Annotated in this window: 14 protein-coding genes and 1 other annotated feature; of the genes, 7 read left to right on the forward strand and 7 right to left on the reverse strand. The window is 63.7% G+C overall.

The window, feature by feature from the left end; translation table 11 throughout:
• Nucleotides 1-39: 39 nt before the first annotated feature.
• Together D2V17_RS11885 and D2V17_RS11890 are read right to left on the reverse strand one after the other, a co-directional pair.
• Nucleotides 40-1,268 (reverse strand): IS3 family transposase gene (locus D2V17_RS11885; protein ID WP_119592530.1). Its coding sequence is split into 2 segments (ribosomal slippage): nucleotides 40-980 and nucleotides 980-1,268, totalling 1,230 coding nucleotides; the frame shifts between segments, so codons are not numbered across the junction.
• Nucleotides 871-987 (reverse strand) — a sequence feature (AL1L pseudoknot). Its footprint overlaps the gene before it by 117 nt.
• A gap of 47 nt (nucleotides 1,269-1,315) precedes the next feature.
• Nucleotides 1,316-1,954, reverse strand: a complete 639-nt coding sequence (locus tag D2V17_RS11890) for a hypothetical protein (RefSeq protein ID WP_119593109.1) — start codon at nucleotides 1,952-1,954, stop codon at nucleotides 1,316-1,318.
• Between the two features lie 416 nt (nucleotides 1,955-2,370).
• Between D2V17_RS11890 and D2V17_RS11895 the strand changes: the two genes are divergently transcribed.
• Entirely contained in the window at nucleotides 2,371-3,471 is a 1,101-nt protein-coding gene (locus D2V17_RS11895; protein WP_119593110.1) for a helix-turn-helix transcriptional regulator, read from the forward strand.
• Here the strand turns inward: D2V17_RS11895 and D2V17_RS11900 are convergent.
• Genes D2V17_RS11900 through manD form a run of 4 tightly spaced genes read right to left on the reverse strand, consistent with a single transcriptional unit; the run spans nucleotide 3,468 to nucleotide 8,772 of the window.
• On the reverse strand, nucleotides 3,468-4,214 hold the full coding sequence (locus tag D2V17_RS11900) for a FadR/GntR family transcriptional regulator (RefSeq protein ID WP_119593111.1): 747 nt from the start codon (nucleotides 4,212-4,214) through the stop codon (nucleotides 3,468-3,470). The two genes, D2V17_RS11895 and D2V17_RS11900, sit on opposite strands and share 4 nt — an antisense overlap.
• Nucleotides 4,215-4,264: 50 nt before the next feature.
• Nucleotides 4,265-6,649, reverse strand: coding sequence for a glycoside hydrolase family 3 protein (locus D2V17_RS11905; RefSeq protein ID WP_119593112.1), 2,385 nt, complete (start codon nucleotides 6,647-6,649; stop codon nucleotides 4,265-4,267).
• Between the two features lie 21 nt (nucleotides 6,650-6,670).
• Nucleotides 6,671-7,564 (reverse strand): sugar kinase, encoded by an 894-nt coding sequence (locus tag D2V17_RS11910; RefSeq protein ID WP_119593113.1) that lies wholly within the window; start codon nucleotides 7,562-7,564, stop codon nucleotides 6,671-6,673.
• Complete coding sequence (gene manD, locus D2V17_RS11915) at nucleotides 7,564-8,772, reverse strand: D-mannonate dehydratase ManD (RefSeq protein ID WP_119593114.1); 1,209 nt, start codon at nucleotides 8,770-8,772, stop codon at nucleotides 7,564-7,566. The genes D2V17_RS11910 and manD overlap by 1 nt, the downstream gene beginning before the upstream one ends.
• Before the next feature lie 113 nt (nucleotides 8,773-8,885).
• Here manD and uxaC point away from each other — a divergent pair, with 113 nt between their 5' ends.
• The 5 genes from uxaC to D2V17_RS11940 are packed head-to-tail and all read left to right on the forward strand — an operon-like array spanning nucleotide 8,886 to nucleotide 14,487.
• A complete protein-coding gene (uxaC, locus tag D2V17_RS11920) occupies nucleotides 8,886-10,295 on the forward strand; it encodes a glucuronate isomerase (protein ID WP_119593115.1) in 1,410 nt (469 codons plus the stop codon).
• Nucleotides 10,292-11,707: a mannitol dehydrogenase family protein gene (locus tag D2V17_RS11925; protein ID WP_119593116.1), complete on the forward strand. Its 1,416-nt coding sequence runs from the start codon at nucleotides 10,292-10,294 to the stop codon at nucleotides 11,705-11,707. Before uxaC ends, D2V17_RS11925 begins: the two co-directional genes overlap by 4 nt.
• The gene (locus D2V17_RS11930) at nucleotides 11,704-12,732 is read left to right on the forward strand and encodes a TRAP transporter substrate-binding protein (RefSeq protein WP_220474112.1); all 1,029 of its coding nucleotides are present in this window, start codon (nucleotides 11,704-11,706) and stop codon (nucleotides 12,730-12,732) included. Before D2V17_RS11925 ends, D2V17_RS11930 begins: the two co-directional genes overlap by 4 nt.
• Nucleotides 12,725-13,207 carry a TRAP transporter small permease gene (locus tag D2V17_RS11935; protein ID WP_191229170.1) on the forward strand — a complete coding sequence of 161 codons (483 nt, stop codon included), beginning with the start codon at nucleotides 12,725-12,727 and terminating at the stop codon, nucleotides 13,205-13,207. Before D2V17_RS11930 ends, D2V17_RS11935 begins: the two co-directional genes overlap by 8 nt.
• A complete protein-coding gene (locus tag D2V17_RS11940) occupies nucleotides 13,207-14,487 on the forward strand; it encodes a TRAP transporter large permease (RefSeq protein WP_119593118.1) in 1,281 nt (426 codons plus the stop codon). Before D2V17_RS11935 ends, D2V17_RS11940 begins: the two co-directional genes overlap by 1 nt.
• Before the next feature lie 15 nt (nucleotides 14,488-14,502).
• On the opposite strand, the gene D2V17_RS11945 is transcribed toward D2V17_RS11940, so the two are convergent.
• The gene (locus D2V17_RS11945; protein WP_119593119.1) at nucleotides 14,503-16,383 is read right to left on the reverse strand and encodes a sulfatase-like hydrolase/transferase; all 1,881 of its coding nucleotides are present in this window, start codon (nucleotides 16,381-16,383) and stop codon (nucleotides 14,503-14,505) included.
• 432 nt (nucleotides 16,384-16,815) lie between these two features.
• On the opposite strand from D2V17_RS11945, the gene D2V17_RS11950 reads away from it, so the two are divergent.
• Entirely contained in the window at nucleotides 16,816-19,215 is a 2,400-nt protein-coding gene (locus D2V17_RS11950) for a TonB-dependent receptor (RefSeq protein ID WP_119593120.1), read from the forward strand.
• Nucleotides 19,216-19,310 lie beyond the last annotated feature (95 nt).

Consider the following 19,310-nt stretch of genomic DNA (forward strand, 5'->3'; position numbering starts at 1 on the left):
TGAACCGCCCCGCGATTGCCGGAGGCCATTTGGTTTGAGTTATGCCGCCATCGGGCGTTCGTCCAGCATGGCGTAGTATCGTGCTTCGGCTTCGGCGGGCGGGATGTTGCCGATTGGCTCGAGCAACCGCCTGTTGTTGAACCAACTCACCCATTCGAGCGTGGCATGTTCGACAGCCTCGAACGACCGCCACGGCCCGCGTCGGTGGATCACCTCGGCTTTGTAGAGTCCGTTGATCGTTTCGGCCAAAGCGTTGTCGTAGCTGTCGCCAACGCTGCCCACCGAAGGTTCGATCCCGGCTTCGGCGAGACGCTCGGTGTACTTGATCGAGACGTACTGGCTACCGCGGTCGGAGTGGTGGATAAGACCGCCATGATGGACGGGCCGCCGATGATGGATCGCCTGCTCCAGGGCATCCAGGACGAACCCGGCATGCGCGGTCCGGCTCACTCGCCAGCCCACGATATAGCGGGCGAACACGTCGATCACGAAGGCGACGTAGACGAACCCGGTCCAAGTCGCGACGTACGTAAAGTCCGACACCCACAGCATGTTCGGCGCCGGGGCATGGAACTGCCGGTTGACCTGATCGAGCGGGCAAGGCGCCGCCTTGTCGCTCACCGTCGTCTTCACCGGCTTGCCCCGGATCACGCCCTGCAGACCAAGATCGCGCATCAGCCGCTCGACCGTGCATCGGGCGATGTCGAAGCCTTCGCGCTTCATCTGCCGCCACACCTTCCTTGCACCATAGACGCCGAAGTTCTCGGAGAACACGCGCAGCACCTCGGGCTTCAGGGCCTGATCGCGCTGGGCACGGGCCGACATTCGCGAGGGATCGCGCCGCTGCGCGACACGCTCGTGGTAGGTGGATGGGGCGATCGGCAAAACCCTGCAGATCGGCTCGACCCCGTACTCCTCGCGATGCTCGTCGATGAACCCGCTCATCGCTTCAGTGGGCGGTCGAGCTCCGCCTGGGCAAAATAAGCAGACGCCTTGCGCAGGATCTCGTTGGCCTGGCGCAGCTCGCGGTTCTCGCGTTCCAGCGCCTTGAGCTTGTCAGCCAGCTCGGACGGAACGCCAGCACGCATGCCCTTGTCGACCTCGGACTTCTTCACCCACTCGAGCAGCGTGTAGGCCGAGCAGCCAATCTTGCCGGCAATCGATGTCACCGCGGCCCAGCGCGAGGGATGATCCTTCTCGCTGTCGAGAACCATCCGCACCGCCCGCTCGCGAACCTCGGGTGAAAACTTGTTCGTCGTCTTGCTCATAGACCCTTCCTCTCAGGAGTTGGGGCCTCCGGCAATCGCGGGGCGGTTCAGAAGCCGGGGGTGGCATAACTCTTGATCGCTCCGCCCGGCTCAATCGCAAAGCGCACCGGGCCTCCCGTTTCCAGAGCCAGTCGCACTTCGGCCTGTTCGAAACGGGCGAAGCGATCCTTGTCGCCAAACGCCATGTAGCCCGAGGCCGACAAGGCCGCGTGAAACCTGTCCTTGGCGCCCAGCACCAAGGTGACGCCTGCGCTGGGGCCACAATGGGAATAGTACGACTTGAAATCGGAATCGTCGAACTCCGCCGCACAGGTGCCAATCAGGTACATGGATGTGCCAGGCGATGGGCGCAGCGCCAGACCGGCCGATATACGCCCGCCGACGAAACCCAGTTCCTGATGATCGAGAAAGCTCGCGTAAAAGGCGCCAACCGATCCAACCAGAGCGACGCCGTCGGCAACAGGCTTGCCACCATAGGCCGATATGCCGCCAACCACGACAGTGTCTGGTATCCGGTCTTCCTCGAAGCCGCCGGGCAAGTTCGAGGCGGAAAGCGCGTTCAGACTATACCTGAGATCGGCGAAAACGTCGACGCCGGTCTCGACTCGCAGTGGCGGACGCGAGACTTCGAATTCGGTATTTTCATCAATGATCTGCGCCTGCGCGGGGGAGGCCAAACTTCCCATCAGCGCACAAGCACAAAGGGCAAGGCATTCGCCCTGCCGTGCATGGACCTTAAACATGAACCCCCCTTAGTCAGTTCACCGCCGGAATTTGTCTCAGCCGGACAGGCCGCCGTTGCTGGCCACCGCGTGCTGTTTCATTTTCCAAGCAGACTCGGCTGCGCCCACCGTTTGCGAGAGGTGTCAGGCAGGTGGATGTCTGCCTGACACTTTGCTCGCCCCGCATAGCGGCGGGAGCGGGTCGCCCAGGTGGTGTAGCCTTGCCTTTTTGCGCGATCATCTCCCCTGAGGGGGATGTAAGTAAGACGGTTCACATCATCTTGATTCGGGCAAAGCGGCGGAATAGTTAACCATTAATCGGTCATGCCTTCGGTTCACGCCGAGGTTGCTGGGTGGGTCAGGAGCATATGCGGGCTCGCATGAATGAGTTTCCCGATTGGGACGAGGTTTTTACAAGCGCAGCGCTGGATCCAACGCATTGGCTCGACGCCTTGAGGCAGCTGGCCGAGGCGACCGGATCCAGCAGTGGCCAGCTTCTGGGTCTTGGTCCGCTGCGAGCGAATCCGTTCAACCTCGTGTCGAACTTCTCGCCGGAGAATATCTCAAGATCCCTCACTTGTGGTGCTGACAAACCAGAAGAGAACTTCCGCATCGCCGCGGCCAATGCCCAGATCGCTCGCGGCCAGTATGATCAGGTTCTGCACGAGGCTGACTATGACGCGGCCGTTCCGCACCTGAGAACACGCGGCTATGTCGATTTTTGTGCCGAAGTTGATATCCCCTTCGGGTGCCAAACGAATTTGGTAGTCGACGAGCACGGCTTGATCGGCCTTGCGATCCTTCGTTCACAACGGGAAGGTCGTTCAACCCGTGAGCAGCGGCGTGTATTTGCGCACGCGTCTCAGGCCGCGCGGAGGGCCGTCCGCCTTCAGGAACGGCTCGAAAACCAGCAGGCGAAAATGCTGGCCGGTGCCTTCGAAGCTATGACTATCACTGCATTTGTCCTGAATTCACAGGGCAAGGTTACGGCACTGACAAGCGGCGCGGAAGAACTCGTGCGGGAAGGTGCGATCCGGCTTTCCGGTGGTCAGGTGGATGCGGCGGCACAGCCGCTATCGCTGAGCCAGTGCATAGCGGCCTTGGTGGCGCCCAACGGCATTGCGAACGTGCGCTGCCGGATCGAGCGGCCGAACGGGCTGCCGCCGCTGTTCTTCGAAGGCTTCCGCTTGCCCCACTATCCTTGGCAGTTCGGGCAGCCACCTCATGCTGTGTTGCTTAGCCGCAAGCGCAGTGGGGACCGCGCCGGAATTTCGGGCCTCCTCTCGGCGCTCTATGGGCTGACCACGACCGAAGCCACGATCGCGCTACGCCTGCTTAACGGCCACAGCCGCACCGACATCGCCGCCTCACGTGGCGTGTCCACAGACACACTGCGCGGCCAGATCAAGACCTTGCTGGCGAAAACAGATTGCGCCAACGAAGCGGCACTGATGCGCCTGCTTGCGGCAATTACGGACTAGCTCGCCAAGCGGTCGAAACGGGCGCGGCGCGATCCATATGCCTTTCGGGCATCCGCGATCGCCTGTTCTTCCGTCGCAAAAAGCAGACTATCGATCACGGCCGTGAGATGATCCTGCATCGCCTGGCGCGCCCTGGCCGGATCTCGCGTTTTCAGTCCCTCGAGGATGTCCGCATGCTCTTGCACGACAGGCTTAACGTCGGCCATCCGCGCTTTGGCGTGGAGCAACGCGCTTTCCGGGGAATTTGCCCGCAAATCCCACAATTGTGCCACAACCTTTTCCATCGCCGCATTGCGGGTAGCCCGGGCGATGGCGAGATGGAATTCTCGATCCGCCTCCTCCCGGCCACCGGCCTCTTCATTTTCAGCCGAGATTTTCTCAACGAGGCGAGCGAGATTCGCCAGCTCCTCATCGGTGATGTTGACGGCCGCCAGCGCTGCGCATTCGCTTTCCACCAGCCACCGCGCCTCGCTCAGCTCAAACGCACTGACACCGAAATCGGGTTCTTCGTCTTTGCCCGGAAGGCGCAAGAGATACGCTCCCGAGCCCATGCGTACTTCGACGAAGCCCTGTACTTCGAGAGCAATGATCGCCTCGCGGATCGTTGGCCGGCTGACATCGTAAGACGCAGCAAGTTCACGCTCGGTGGGCAAGCGATCACCCGGTTGGTATCCGCCCGCGGCAATGTCCGCGATCAGGCGTCCGGCAATTTCCTGGTAAAGGCGGTCGCGTGGCTTTTTCATGCTCGTCTGATCCTGTGCCCGTTCCACGATGAATTCACCTGTCCGCCCATTTACTTGCTTGCCTTGGCTCCCGCTTCGTAACCCAGCCCGAAGCCAAAGGGAAACAATGTCCCGCCTTCGGTCTCGCCATAGCCGGGAGCATCGGAATGCTGCGCCTCGATTGCGCGCACCGATGCCGGCAGCGCAAAGGGCAGCCTGCCGCCGGGAGCGGCCTGTCCACCGATGACATCGACCAGCGCTTCCTCGCTGACGCCGAGCGTCGCCAGCAGCGCGCCTGCCTCACGCACGCCGCTTTCGCGGTCGATCGCGTAGGGGTTGCGGAAATAGATGCTTACGATCACCCGGCGCGGGTCGCCAATTTCGGCCATCACCGCGCGGATATCCGTAAGCGAGGGATACATCACCCAGCTCTGCGAGGCAGCCATCGCACTCAGCGAAAGCTCGCTCGCCTCCCACGGGAATGCGCCGCCGAAGTAGAGGCGGCTGTCGACGCAGTTCACGCCCTCTCCGGGAGACACGACGCAGGGGTCTTGCGCGCCCCAGCTCGCCTGCTGCTGGCCGGTGTGCGGATCGATGATCTGCATGGTTTCCGGCAAAGCCTGGCCACCGGTTGCAGGGTCGTCGCTACGATAGCGCCCTGCCGGAGCGTTGTTCACCAGCACGCTGAGGACGGCATAGTCCGTCCCAGCGGGCACCGCCGGACGGGTGCCTCCGCTGGCCGGGTTGCCATCGGTCACGGCAAAGCCCGCCTTGGCGAACAGCGTCGGATCGACGCCCATCACATAGACCGAGCTTCCCTGCGCCAGCGGCAACACGGGCCGTCCGTCCAGTTCGCGATTCTGCAACAGCACGATCGAGCGGCGCTGCATGGCAAGGCCCAGCGCGTGGTTTGCGCTGGAGCCGACAATGCGATCGGCCTCCTCCGCCGCGACATAGGGGTTTTCGAACAGCCCCAGTGCGAACTGCTCGACCAGCAGGTGCCGGATGGCCGGATCGATCACCGTCGCTTCATCAATTGCGCCCTGCTCGACCAGATCGACGATCACCTCCGCGCTGCGGAATTCGGAGATCACATCGACGCCTGCTTCGAGGGCCATCTGCGTGCGGTCGGTGACGGTGAAGTTCTTGCCGGTGCGCGGGTTGATCCGGTAATCCTCAAGGCCCCAGCCGCGCTCTTCGATGATGCCGCTGTCGGAGTTGATATAGCCGCCGAATCCCAGTTCTTCGCGCAGCAGGCCGCGCAGGATCGCGGGCGAGAAGGCCATGCCGACCTGCTCCAGTTCCTCGCCATTGTGCATCGCGCCCACAGGCACCCCGTAATAGGGCATGATCGCCGCTACACCGGCGTCAACCGCCTCGGCGAAGGGGCGCAGGTGATAGTCGAAGCCGTAGTTGCCCGAGGGATCGGTGTAGAACTGGTCCTTGCCGAAAGTGTAATGCGCATCGAGACCGAGGTGCTGCGGCCCACCACCGGGGAAATGCTTGACCGTCATGCTGACGGCAGTGTCCGGGCTGAGCGCAAGGCCGTCGGCACCCTTCGGTCCCTGCAAGCCGGCCACTAGTTCGCGTCCGATCAGGCCAACCAGATCGGCATTCTCGCTGAAGGTCTCGTGGAAGCGCGACCAGCGCGGCTCGGTCCCGAGATCGAGCATATAGCCATACATGCCGCGCAGGCCGACCGCGCGCCATTCCTGCCCCATCACGCGGGTGAACTGGCGCAGCACCTCAGGGTCGGGCCGCAGGTTCGCAGGTGGCATGCCATCGCTGGCCGAAAGCGGCGCCCCTGCCCCCAGCATCGCGGCGGCGAGCCCCGCCTCCTTCGGAAACTCGGTGAACGACCCGGCCCCTTGCCCGATCCCGAAGGTGGGCGAGACCTCGACATGGTTGCGGGCATTGTCCTTGAACAGCGCCGGGATGCCGAGCCGGGTCCCCTCGCGCAGTTCCTGCACCGCATTGGTGAATCCTGCGAGTTCGGAAGGCGTCTGGTCATACCCGCCGCGCAGGGCAAATCCGCTCAGTTCGACCGAGCAGTCCGCGCCTTCGGGCGTGGCGGTCGCGCGCAGGATGAAGCGGGTCATATGCCGCTGCTCGATCATCTCGCGCCCGGTGTCGGTCACCGTGCCGTCGCAGGCCGGGTTATTGGTCGCGATCAGCATCATCCCGGCCTTTTCGGCCAGCGTCATGCGCGAGGCGAGATCGTCCGCGCGCTGCTCGGCAGTGAGACGCCAGTCTTCGTAAGGGTCAAGCGTGCCGCTGGCATTCAGGTCCTTGAATCGGAGACCATCGACCGTAATCACCGGCTTTACCCGCGCAGCGATGGGCGCTTGCGGCGTTGAAAGCTCCGGCGCGGTTGCGGGCGTGCTGACACAAGCGCCGAGAAGTGACGCTGTGCCGAAAAGCAGGGCCATCGAATGCCCGATCCGTGTGTTTTTCATTCCCGCTCTCTCCCGCAAGGCTTAGCTATAGATATTCGGTTCGGCAGCCGGGATGGCTCCCTTCCGGCCGACAACCCAGCCGGCCAGCTTGGTGGCCCTGCGCGCAGCCTCTGCCGGAGGGAGCCCGGACAGCCGCCCATGCAGATAGGCGGCGTTGAACGAATCCCCGGCGCCGCTGGTGTCGACCACCGCCACGGCCTGCGCCGCGATGGCCTCACCGCCGGGCACCAGACACCCCGCACTGCCGCACTTCACCACCACTTCATGGCAACCCAGCGCCGACCATGCCGCCGACACGCCCGCCGCATCGCCCGCCGTTCCCAGAGCGACCTCGTCCTCCAGCGTCGGCAGGCCGATGTCGGCGAGAGAAGCCATGGCAGCGCTCCAACGCGCGGCTTCCTCGCGGCTCTGCCACAGGATCGGGCGATAGTTGCTGTCGAAGGAAATCCGCGTTCCGGCTGCCTTCGCCTGCCGCACCAGATCGCGCAGACGTTCACGGCCCTCCTCGGGCAGGATCGCCAGCGAGATCAGCGACAGATGGACAAGCTCGGCCTCAGCCATCGCCGTGCCCAGCCGATCAGCATCGAGTGTTTCCATCATCGCCCGCGCCGCGCTTTGCGAGCGCCAATAGGTGAAGCTGCGCTCACCCGCGGCATCGGTGGAGACGAAGTAGATCCCGCATTGCCGCTGCGCATCGGTCGCCACGAGGCTGGCGTCGACACCCTCGGCTACAATCGCCTCGCGCAGCGCAGCGCTGAACATGTCCTCGCCCAGCGCCGAGGCATAGGCGACATCGGCCCCCAGCCGCGCCAGGTGGATCGCCGTGTTGAGCGTATCGCCGCCAATGCCCTGCACCCAGCGATCCTGCTCGCGGGTGAACTCCACCATGCCTTCGCCGATGACGAGGATGCGCATCACCAGTTCCACACCGTCCCGTCGGACAGGCGGGTGTAGGGTAGATAGGCCCGGCTATAGGGATATTTCGCGGCCAGCTCCTCGTCGATATCGACGCCGTGACCGGGCTTTTCGCCGCAGATCAGGTGGCCGCTCTCGAAGCGATAGTCATGCGGGAAGACCGCGTCGGTCTCCTCGGTGTGGCGCATATATTCCTGAATGCCGAAGTTGGGCACCCAGGTGTCGAAATGCAGCGCCGTGCCCATGGTGACGGGCGAAAGGTCGGTCGCGCCGTGGCAGCCGGTGCGGATCTGATAGAGGCTGGCAAGATCGGCAATCCGGCGCAGATGCGTGAGGCCGCCCGCCCCTACGATGGTGGCGCGGATATAGTCGATCAGCTGGTTCTGGATCAGATCCTTCGCGTCCCAGATCGTGTTGAAAATCTCGCCCACGGCCAGCGGAGTGACCGTGTGCTGGCGGATCAGCTTGAACGCTTCCTGATTTTCCGCCGGGGTCACGTCCTCCAGCCAGAACAGCTGACAGGGCTCCAGCATCTTGCCGAGGTTCGCCGCTTCCTGCGGGGTGTAGCGGTGATGCCCGTCGTGCAGCAGGTGGACATCGAAGCCATAGGTGTCGCGCAGCGTCTCGAACAGCTTGGGCACATGGTTGAGCGCCTTGCGCGTATCCCAGCCGGTCTGGCTCGGCAGATCGGCATCGGCGGGCTCATAATGCAGCACCCCGCGCCCCACGCCATAGGCATCCTTCACCCCCGGTACGCCCGACTGCGCGCGCACCGCGAGATAGCCCATGTCGATATATTTGCCGACCGCATCCACCGTCTCGGCAATATCGGAGCCATTGGCATGGCCATAGACCATCACCTTGTCGCGGCTCTTGCCGCCGAGCAGCTGGTAAAGCGGCATTCCGGCGAGCTTGGCCTTGATGTCCCACAGCGCCACGTCGACCGCGGCAATCGCGCGCATGGTGACCGGGCCGCGCCTCCAGTAGGCCCCGCGATAGAGGAACTGCCAGATGTCCTCGATCCGCTGCGGGTCCTGCCCGATCAGGCAGGGGATCACGTGATCCTCCAGGTAGGACACCACGGCCACCTCACGCCCGTTGAGCGTGGCATCGCCGATCCCGTAAACGCCCTCGTCCGTCTCGATCTTGAGCGTTACGAAGTTGCGTCCGGGGCAGGTAACGATGACCTTCGCCGACGTGATTTTCATTCAGGGTCTCCAACCGAGAGAATGCCGTGCCGGACATTCCGGCTGACAATTTTTCTAGATTGGTCTGACCTATTCTGGCAAGGACTATCTCAATCAAACCGGAGAGAGGCCCAGTGCAACCACTTATCCTGCATCCCGACCGCCTGTTCCCTGCGGATGCGCAGACGCGTAGCATAGCGCGCGATCTCTATCGGTCGGTGCGCGACCTGCCGATCATCAGCCCGCACGGCCACACCGACCCGGCCTGGTTTGCCACCAACGCCCCCTTCACCGATGCGACCAGCCTGTTGCTGGTGCCGGACCACTATCTGCTGCGGATGCTTTACAGTCAGGGAATTGCGCTCGACGATCTGGGCGTTCGCAGAAAGGGTCAGCCGTCCAGCGCCGATCCACGCGCGGCATGGCGCCTGTTCGCGGCGAACTACCACCTGTTTCGCGGCACCCCCTCGCGGCTGTGGCTCGACTGGGTCTTTGCCGAGGCCTTCGGGCTGGAGGTGAGGCTGGAGGCCGGGACGGCCGATCTCTATTTCGACAGCATCAACGCCAAGCTGCAACAGGACGATTTCCGCCCCCGCGCGCTGTTCGAGCGGTTCAATATCGAAGCTATCGCCACCACCGAAAGCCCGCTCGATACGCTGGCGCATCATCAGGCGATCCGCGACAGCGGCTGGACCGGCAGGGTCATCACCGCCTATCGCCCCGATCCGGTGATCGACCCCGAGTTCGAGGGTTTCCGCGATAACCTCGCCCGCTTCTCCGACCTCAGCGGCAAGGATGCGTTCAGCTACGACGGCTACCTCGCCGCGCATCGCAATCGCCGGGCCTTCTTCGCACGGATGGGCGCGACCTCGACCGACCACGGCCACCCCACCGCCCAGACCGCCGACCTCAGCCTCGCTGACGCCCGCGCGCTGTTCGCCCGCGTTACCGGCGAACATGTGTCCCCCGCCGATGCCGAGCTGTTCCGCGCCCATATGCTCACCGTGATGGCGCAGATGAGCATTGAGGATGGGCTGGTGATGCAGATCCACCCCGGCTCCTATCGCAACCACAACCCGTGGCTGTTCGAGACCTTCGGGCGCGACAAGGGCGCGGATATTCCGATGCAGACGGGCTATGTCGAACAGCTCGCCCCGCTGCTTGCCCGCTACGGCAACGAGGCGGGCCTGACGATCATCCTGTTTACGCTCGACGAGACATCCTATTCGCGCGAACTGGCACCGCTGGCCGGGCACTATCCCGCGCTGAGGATCGGGCCGCCATGGTGGTTCCACGATAGCCCCGAAGGCATGCGCCGCTTCCGCGAGCAGATGACCGAGACCGCCGGCTTCTACAACACCGTGGGCTTCAACGACGATACCCGCGCCTTCCTGTCGATCCCCGCCCGCCACGATGTCGCGCGGCGGATGGACTGCGCGTTTCTCGCCAGGCTGGTGGCGGAGCACCGGCTGGAGGATAGCGAAGCCGCAGAGCTTGCGGCAGACCTCGCCTACAACCTCGCCAAGAAGGCCTACAAGTTGTGAGGCTGTCTGCCGCGAGTGTCGCCCGTCTGCCAGCGCAGGTGCAGGTGCCCGCCTATGACTTTGCCGCGCAGGCGGTCGGCATTGTCCATCTGGGCATCGGCGCGTTCCACCGGGCGCATCAGGCCGTCTACACCGATGCGGCGATGGACGGCGGGGAGCGCGACTGGCGCATCTGTGGCGTGTCGCTGCGCAGCGCCGGGGTGCACGATCAACTGGCCCCGCAGGACGCACTCTATTCGGTCACCGTCAAAGGCGACGGCGAGCCGCAGACCAGGGTGATTGGATCGGTCGCCGAAGTGCTGGTGGCAAGCCGGAGCGCCGACGCAGTGATCTCCGCGCTGGCCAATCCAGCCACCCGGATCGTCACCTTTACCGTGACCGAGAAAGGCTATCATTTCGCCGCCAATGGCACGCTCGATTTCGACCACCCGGCCATCGCCGAAGAGCTGCAATCGGGCACGCCTGCGACGATCTACGGCTTTCTCGCCCGAGGCCTCACCGCGCGGCGCGACCATCAGGCAGGCGGCCTGACCCTGCTCAGCTGCGACAACCTCGCCGCCAACGGGCGCAAGCTGCAACGCGCCTTGCTCGCCTATCTGGAGCGGGTCGATCCGGCGCTGGCGCAGTGGACCGAGGCCCATTGCACCTTCCCCTGTTCGATGGTCGACCGCATTGTCCCCGCCACCACCGAGGCCGATCTGGCCGAGGTCGCCGCCATACTCGGGATGGAGGACGCCGGGGCCGTCGTCACCGAGCCGTTCAGCCAGTGGGTGATCGAGGACGCCTTCGCCGCCGGTCGCCCGCGCTGGGAGGACCATGGCGCGCAACTGGTGGCCGATGTCGCGCCCTACGAAACGGCCAAGCTCAGGATGCTGAACGGAGCCCATTCGGCGCTTGCCTATCTCGGGCTGGCAGAAGGGCTGGCGCTGGTCAGCGAAGCCGTCGCTCATCCGCACATCGGCCCGCTCGTGGACCGGCTGATGCGCGAACAGGCTGCGACCAGCTTTGCGGCGGCTCCGGGACAGGACCTGTCCGCCTATGCCGACGATCTGCTGCACCGCTTTGGCAACCCCTCGCTGCCGCACCGGCTGGCGCAAATCGCGATGGACGGATCGCAGAAGATACCGCAGCGCTGGCTCGAAACGCTCGCCCATCATCAGCAGCAGGGCCGCACCTGCCCGGCCATTCTCGAAGCCTTGGCCGCATGGATCGTGTTCGTGCGCGCCGACGGACACACAGTGGACGATCCGATGGCCAACCAGCTCGCCGCCCTCTGGAAAGAGGCCGGGCCCGAGGGGATCGCGAAAGCGATGTTCGGCGCAGGGGGCCTGTTCGCCGAACACTTCACAGCGCAGGCAGAAAGCCTCGCACTGCTGCAATCGCTCGTCGCCAAGCGGCTTGCTACTCGGTGAGCCCCCCGCCCCTCTGGACGCGCAGGACCACGCTGACGGCGGGCGTCTCACTTGCGCTGGCCGGTTGCGTGAGTGCCTGCGGCGTCATTTCCGCGCCCATGCTCGCGGCCGACAGCCAGCCCGAAGGCTATCCCACCGTTGCCGCCCTGCGCTTCTTCGCCGAGGATCTGGCCCGGCGCACCGGCGGGCGAATGCGGGTGGAGGTCTACCCCTCCGAGCAGCTCGGCAGCCAGAACGACACGATGGAACTGGCACAGTTCGGCGGGATCGATTTCGTGCGCATCAACGCCGCGCCGCTCAATTCGCTGGTGCCCGAGACCAAGGTCCCCACCCTGCCCTTCCTGTTCCGCAGCATCGCGCACATGCGCCGCGCCATGGACGGCGCGCCCGGCAAGGCGATCCTGCAGGGGCTCAGCGCGCATGGCCTGATCGGACTTGCCTTCTACGACAGCGGTGCGCGCTCGATCTACACCAAGGACCGCCCCGTGCGCAGCCCCGCCGACATGCGCGGCCTGAAAATCCGCGTGCAGACCTCCGATCTGTTCGTCTCGATGATCGAGGCCATGGGCGGCGATCCCACCCCGATGGCCTATGGCGAGGTCTATCAAGGCCTCGTGCAGGGCGTGATCGACGGGGCCGAGAACAACTTCCCCTCCTACGAAAGCTCGCGCCACTTCGAGGCCGCGCCGGTCTACAGCCTGACCCGGCACGTGATGGCGCCCGAAATCTTCGCCATGTCGCGCCGCCGCTGGGACATGCTTTCGGACGAAGACCGTGGCCACGTGCTTGCTGCCGCCGCCGCCTCCGTCCCGGTGATGCGGCAACTGTGGGATGCCCGCGTGCTCGAATCGCGCCGCATTGTCGAACAGGCCGGGGTGCAGATTATCGACGATGTCGACCGCGACAGTTTCGCCCGCGCCATGACCGGCGTGTGGGACGACTATGCCGACACACCCGCCTTGCGGCGACTGGTTGAGGATATCAGGACCATGCCCGATGCCGATGGAAGCCGCAGCGATGCCTAGGCCGCTGCAACTGATCGGGCGCGCCTTTCTGGCGCTGTCGGCGCTGTGTCTGGCGCTGATGATGGGCGTGCTGTGCTGGCAGGTGCTGGCGCGCTACCTGCTCGGATCGAGCCCGGCATGGGCCGAACAATTCGCGCTGTTGCTGATGATCTGGATGACATTTCTCGGCACGGCGGCGGGGGTTGCCGAGGGCTTCCATATCCGCGTGGCCGAAGGCGTTGCCAGCCTCAGCGAGCCATGGTCACACCGCGCGGTGGCCCTCGCCCATATGCTGAGCATCCTTTCGGGCGTGCTCATCGCCTGGCTCGGCACCGAACTGGTGGCCGAGACCTGGTCCAACGCGGTGCCCACACTCCCGCTATCGCGCGGCATGGTTTACAGCGTGATCCCCGTCAGCGGCGTGCTGATCGCGCTGTTTTCCGTCAGCCATCTCGCCAGCGGCGCCGACGCGGCGGGCAGCCGGGGGAGCGCCTGATGGAGATCCTGTTCCTGCTGCTCCTGCTCGCCGCGCTGCTGTTTCTCGGCGTGCCGGTGGCGCTGTCGCTGTTCCTTTCGGCCACGGCTCTGCTGCTGGCGATGGACATCCCGCTGGTGGTCGCGATGCAGCGCATGGCAGCGGGCATCAACGTGTTCACGCTGATGGCCATTCCGCTGTTCATCCTTGCCGGTGAACTGATGACGCAGGCCGGAATTGCCCGGCGCATGGTGACCTTTGCCGACAATCTGGTGGGCCGCGCACCGGGCGGGCTCGGGCAGGTCACTATCGTTTCATCGATGCTGTTCGGGGCTGTATCCGGCTCTGCCCTCGCCAGCGCCTCGGCGATGGGATCGGCCCTTGGCCCCGAAATGCGCAAGCGTGGCTATGATGCCGACTACGCGGTGAACGTCTCGACCACGGCCTCGATCACGGGCCTGCTGATACCGCCCTCGCACAACATGATCCTTTATGCGACAGCGGCTGGCGCAGGCATTTCGATCGGCGATCTGTTCGTCGGCGGGATCGTGCCCGGTGTGCTCACGGGCATCACGCTGATGGTGGTCGCGGCCATCGTTGCCACCAGGCGCGGCTATCCGCGCGGCTCCTTTCCGGGCTTTCGCGCGGTGCTGCGCTCGGGCGCGGCTGCCTTCCCCGGCATCCTGACCGCGCTGGTGATCCTCGTCGGCATTCTGGCGGGCATCTTCACCCCCACTGAAAGCGCGGCGACAGCCTGCGCCTACACCTTGCTGGTCGGCCTGTTCCTCTATCGTGATCTCGACCTCGCGCGGCTCAAGCTCGCCTTCCTCAATAGCGCACGGACCACGGTGATGGTGATGTTCATCATCGCAGCAGCCTCGCTGTTCGGCTGGGTGCTGGCGGTGCTGCAAGCGCCCGCGCAGCTCGCCGACCTGCTCGCACCCGCGATGCAAAGCCCGGCGCTGACCCTGCTGACGATTGCGCTGATGCTGCTGGTGCTGGGCACCTTCATGGACATGGCGCCGCTGATCCTGATCACCACGCCGATCTTCCTGCCCATCGCCACCTCGGTCGGGATGGACCCGGTGCAGTTCGGAATGATGCTGATGCTGGCGCTGGGGATCGGTCTGCTCACGCCGCCAGTGGGCTCGGTGCTGTTCGTGGGCTGCGCAGCGCAGAACATTCGCATGGGCGAAGCGCTGCGAACGATCTGGCCGTTCTATCTGGCGCTGTTCGTCGCACTGATGCTGATCACCTTCGTGCCCGAACTGACGCTCTGGCTGCCGCGCCAGCTGGGTTAGAGCGCGAAGGCCCCCTTATTGCGAGCCCGGCTCGCGCCACGGCGGCATCAGCGAGACATGCGGGTCGAACGTCCCGTCCTGCACCCGCGCCAGATAGCTCGCCGCCCGGCCGAGATACCCCGGATCGTCGACCAGCGCTTCCACCGCCGGCATAGCGGTCGAAGGATCGGCAACATAGGTCAGCGCATTAAGCGCCTGCAATCGGACCATTTCCGCAGAGCTGTCGGCCAGCAGGCGCGCCAATTCGGTCACTCCCGCTTCGGCCCGGCCAACATGGATCAGCCCTTCTGCCAGAACTACGCGGACTTGCGGGCTGCTCTCGGCTTCGAGTGCCGCTTGCATCGCCCCGGCGAAAGGGGCCGCACCCTCACCCCGGATCAGCAGGCCGGTCGCCGCCCAATAGCGGATCACCTCGTTATCGGATGACAGTTCAGCCGCCAGCGCATCGACCTCGTCAGCCGTGCCGCCTGCCGCACGGGCGGCAAGAGCCATGACCTGCGCCAGCGGATAGGCCCCCGGCTGGCGGCTCTCGACATAGCCTTCAAGCAGCGAGCCTTCGGGGATGAAGCCGTTGTCGTTGATCGCCAGCATGTGTTCGTCAAGCGCTTTGCGCATGGCGTTGAGAACACCCGATCCCGAACCCGGATTGCCAGCCAGATTGTCGATCTCATCCGGATCGGCAGCCAGATCGTAGAATTCCTCGTATGGCTTGGGCTCGAAGAACCGGCTTTGCACCGGCGTCAGCTCACCTGCCAGATAGCGCGCATGCCAGTCCTGATAGCTGCGCAGCATCCACTCGAAGCCGACGACCTGCCCCCACGGGCGGTGCGGCATGTAATTGCGGATATAGCGATAGCGGCCATCGGTGACGGTGCGGATGAAGTCATAACGCTCGTCCATCCGGTTGCGCATCCCGAAGGCATAGACCTTCGGATCGGCGATGTTCTGGCCAAGAAAGGCCTTGCCCGGCATCTCTCGCGGCTGCTGCTCACCAACCAGTGAGAGCAACGTCGGCACGAAATCGATGAACGACACCGGCGCGGCGATCTCGCTGCCCGCAGGAACCGGCGCGAGATGCCGCCACTTCTCGGGCACATGCACCACCATCGCGACGCGCTGCCCTTCCTCGTAGCAATACCGCTTCGAGCGCGGCATGCAGCCGCCGTTGTCGGAATAGTAGAAGACGATGGTGTCCTCTGCGAGGCCAGCCTCTTCCAGTTCGCGCAGACGGTCGCCGACGAATAGGTCCATCTTTTCCATCAGGTTGTAGTAGCTGGCGAAATCGCGCCGCACTTCCGGGCTGTCCGGGAGATAGGGCGGGACTCGCACGTCCTCGGGCGAGACCTTACCCTCGGTCACTCCGAACAGCCGCGATTCATGCGTGATCTCGGTGTTGAACACCGCCATGAACGGCGCGCCTTCGGGCCGGTTGCGATAATGCGCATCCCTGCTGGATTCGTCCCAGATCGCATCGGGCTCGATCTTGCAGTTGTAGTCGGTCTTGGAGTTGTTGGTGCAGTAATAGCCCAGCGCGCGCAGATACTCCGGATAGGTGCGGATGAAATCGGGCAGCCTGGCCTCGGCGCGCATGTGATTGGCTGGCGCAGCGGATTCCGGATTGATGCCCGTCAGCAGGCAGAAGCGCGAGGGCGCGCAGACCGGCGCGTTCGAATAGACATTGCGATAGAGAATGCCGCCCCGCGCCATGGCATCGATGTTGGGCGTGTGGGCCAGCGGATCGCCATAGGCACCGATAAAGGGATTGTTGTCCTCACTGACGATCCACAGAATGTTCGGCCGCTCGCGGCTCATAGGCATACTGCGCGCTGTCGCGCATGCCGAGGTCACGCTTGCCGCGCCAATTGCCGTGATGGCCTGTCTGCGGTTCAGTTTCATATGTTCTGCCTTGCGCAAGTATCCACTACCCGCCCCTTCCTGCACCTCCTCGCAGGAGTACAGGAAATCGGGCGATATGACCTTCCCGCCTACGAGGGCGCGCGTCGAATAGATTGTTCTTATCGCAATTGAACAATTGCAATGATGCAAGTCGGCAAAGCTCAAAATGCGGGCCACTCCGGGATTCCCGGCAGCCGCCGGTTTCCGCGGTCGCCCCATCGAAGGGGGCCACGGTCGTCACACCGATCCAGCCTTCGCGCAATTCACCTCACATCAGCCGCCGTGATACCGGCGCACGAAACGATATAAGGGACTCTTATGAGTCGTGATTACAACATTCAATTTCAGAAATTGGTCTGACCACGTGTATTTGCGGGCCTGAACAATGCCCGGGCCAGTTTCAAGGATCCCGTGGCCAATGGGAGAACCTGCATGACACGCTCCGCCTGTCGGATTGATGTATCCAAAATTGCTCTTGCTGTTACGCTCGCTGCGGTCCCGGCCTCCGCCTTTGCCCAGACCGGCAGCGGTGACGAGCGCCTGCCCTCCAACGCCATTATCGTCACCGCGCAGCGCAGTGAGCAAAATCTTCAGGACGTGCCGGTCAGCCTTGCCGTCGTTTCGGACGAAGCGCTGAACTCACGCCAGATCAACGACCTGACCTCGCTCGCCGCAGCCGCTCCCAGTCTGCAAGTCGGCACCGACTCGAACTTCGCGGTCCGCGGTGTGGGCACGCTGGCCTTTGCCGACACAATCGATTCAAGCGTCGCCTTCGCCCTCGACGAGGTCAATCTGGCCAACCAGACACTGAGCACGCCGATGCTCTATGACGTGGCGCGCGTCGAGGTCTTGTCCGGCCCGCAAGGCCTGCTTTTCGGCAAGAACGCTTCGGCAGGCCTTCTCAATATCGTTACGACCGCCCCGCGCATCGGCGAGCTGAGTGGCCAGACCGATGTCGAGCTTTCAACCCGCGACACGCCCGGCGCCAACCGTGCAGCGATCAGTTTCATCGGCAAGCAAACGCTCAACGTTCCCGTCAGCGAAAACAGCGCGCTGCGCATCAATGCGCTCTACGCCAACCAGAGCCCCCCTGTAACCAACATCACCCGCTTTCAGGGCGGCACGATTCCAGAGCTTGGGTTCGAGCGCAAGAACATCGAGGACAAGACCAACCTGCAGTTCAAGGCCAAGTACCTTTATGAAGGCGACAACGGCCTGTCCGTTTACCTGATCGCCGATTACAACGAAATCGACGACGGGCTCGACCGGTTCGGCAACACGTTCCGTGAACTTGGCGCGGGATCGGAACTGACCGCGGCTGCCAATCAGGCTGGCATCACCCCCAGCCCGGACAATTTCATCAACCTCGCCGATGGCGGCTATTTCCGCGAAATCGGGACCGGCGGCGCACAGGCACGTGTTTCGTATGAGTTCGGCTCGGGTTTAGAGATCTCCAACATCTTCGCCTGGCGCTATTATCAGGCGACGCAAAATCTCGACACGGATGGCACGCAGTTCGATAATGTGAACCAGAACTTCACCGATTCCGATTTCGATCAGTATAGCAACGAATTGCGTCTGGCCCTGCCTTCCAGCGGACGCATTACCGGCCAGATGGGCCTTTACTACATGGAATCGAAGCTGAACCAGCAGTCGGCCCTGTTCGGCAACGGGAGCACGCCAGCCTCCCAATTGCCTAACTTCCCCTTCTGTGTCGGAGCTGTCGTCAACCCCGGACCGCCGCCGAATTGCTCGGTCAGCAACAACTATTTCCTCGGCCGCGATCTGACCACCGAACTCAGCACCAAGAGCTACGCCGGGTTCGGTCAGCTGGAGTTCGAGTTGAGCGATACCTTCAGGGTTTTCGCCGGTGCCCGCGTCACCCACGATCAGGTCGACATCAATATCGTCCAGGGGCAGTACATCTCCTCGTTCGTGAAACTCGGCGTCTTCCCCGGAACCTTTTCCGACTCTGCCGACAACACCAATTTCAGCTGGAAAATCGGCGGCCAGTTCGAGCCCATGCCCGACCTGATGATCTATGGCTTCTTCGGCCGGGGCTACAAGGGGCCGGGTTTCAACCAAACCGCCATCCGCGACAGCGTCACAAGGGTTTCCTCGATCCGTGCGATCGACCCGGAAACGTCAGATGCATTCGAGATCGGCCTGAAGTCGCAGCCGCTCGACTGGCTGACGTTCAACGCCTCGGCATTCTTCACGAAGTTCGACAACTTTCAGGTGCAGTCGCTCGACACCGTGCTGCAGACCTTTGTGGTCCAGAACGCAGCTTCCGTCATCAACAAGGGTGTCGAGATTTCGGTTATTGCCCGGCCCGTCGATGGCCTGTCGATCAACGGTGGCATGACCTTCCTCGATGCACATTACGACAGCTTCCCCGGAGCACAGTGCTATACCGGGCAGCCCGACCCGTCCTGCGCCGTCAACGCGACCTTCGATGCCGAAGGTCTCTCGCTGCCCTACTCGCCGAAGCTGACCTCGACAGTGCAGGCGATCTACGAAATCGATACCGGCGGTGACTTCACACCGTTCATCGAAGCCAACTGGTATCATCGCTCAAGCATCAACTTCCTCATCAACCAGGCCCCCGGCGCGCAGGTCGGTGCCGTCGACTTGCTGGGGGCGAGCGTCGGTTTCAATCTCGGCGACAAGCTGCGCGCGAGCATCTTCTGCAAGAACTGCACCAACGAATTCGTGCCCAAGCAGATTACTCTCGAGAACGCGGATTCCAATGCGGGTGTGCTAAGCTACACCCAGCGCTTCGGTTTCGACAGCGTGCGGCAGATCGGCGTCTCCTTGCGGGTCAACTACTGAGGCAAGGCAGCAGACACACACAGAGGAGGGGGGCACCAGCAACAGTGCCCCTCCCCTGTTGCAAAGGCACGCCTCACAGGAAATGCAAAGCCCCA

Source organism: Aurantiacibacter xanthus (assembly GCF_003584015.1).
Classification (GTDB): Bacteria; Pseudomonadota; Alphaproteobacteria; order Sphingomonadales; family Sphingomonadaceae; genus Alteraurantiacibacter; species Alteraurantiacibacter xanthus.

Coding starts and splice junctions, on each gene's coding strand:
- D2V17_RS11910 (WP_119593113.1), bottom strand. CDS start 7,564: ATGCGCATCCTCGTCATCGGCGAAGGCATGGTGGAGTTCACCCGCGAG.
- D2V17_RS11940 (WP_119593118.1), top strand. CDS start 13,207: ATGGAGATCCTGTTCCTGCTGCTCCTGCTCGCCGCGCTGCTGTTTCTC.
- D2V17_RS11895 (WP_119593110.1), top strand. CDS start 2,371: ATGAATGAGTTTCCCGATTGGGACGAGGTTTTTACAAGCGCAGCGCTG.
- manD (WP_119593114.1), bottom strand. CDS start 8,772: ATGAAAATCACGTCGGCGAAGGTCATCGTTACCTGCCCCGGACGCAAC.
- D2V17_RS11945 (WP_119593119.1), bottom strand. CDS start 16,383: ATGAAACTGAACCGCAGACAGGCCATCACGGCAATTGGCGCGGCAAGC.
- D2V17_RS11950 (WP_119593120.1), top strand. CDS start 16,816: ATGACACGCTCCGCCTGTCGGATTGATGTATCCAAAATTGCTCTTGCT.
- D2V17_RS11900 (WP_119593111.1), bottom strand. CDS start 4,214: ATGAAAAAGCCACGCGACCGCCTTTACCAGGAAATTGCCGGACGCCTG.
- D2V17_RS11935 (WP_191229170.1), top strand. CDS start 12,725: ATGCCTAGGCCGCTGCAACTGATCGGGCGCGCCTTTCTGGCGCTGTCG.
- D2V17_RS11905 (WP_119593112.1), bottom strand. CDS start 6,649: ATGAAAAACACACGGATCGGGCATTCGATGGCCCTGCTTTTCGGCACA.
- D2V17_RS11890 (WP_119593109.1), bottom strand. CDS start 1,954: ATGGGAAGTTTGGCCTCCCCCGCGCAGGCGCAGATCATTGATGAAAAT.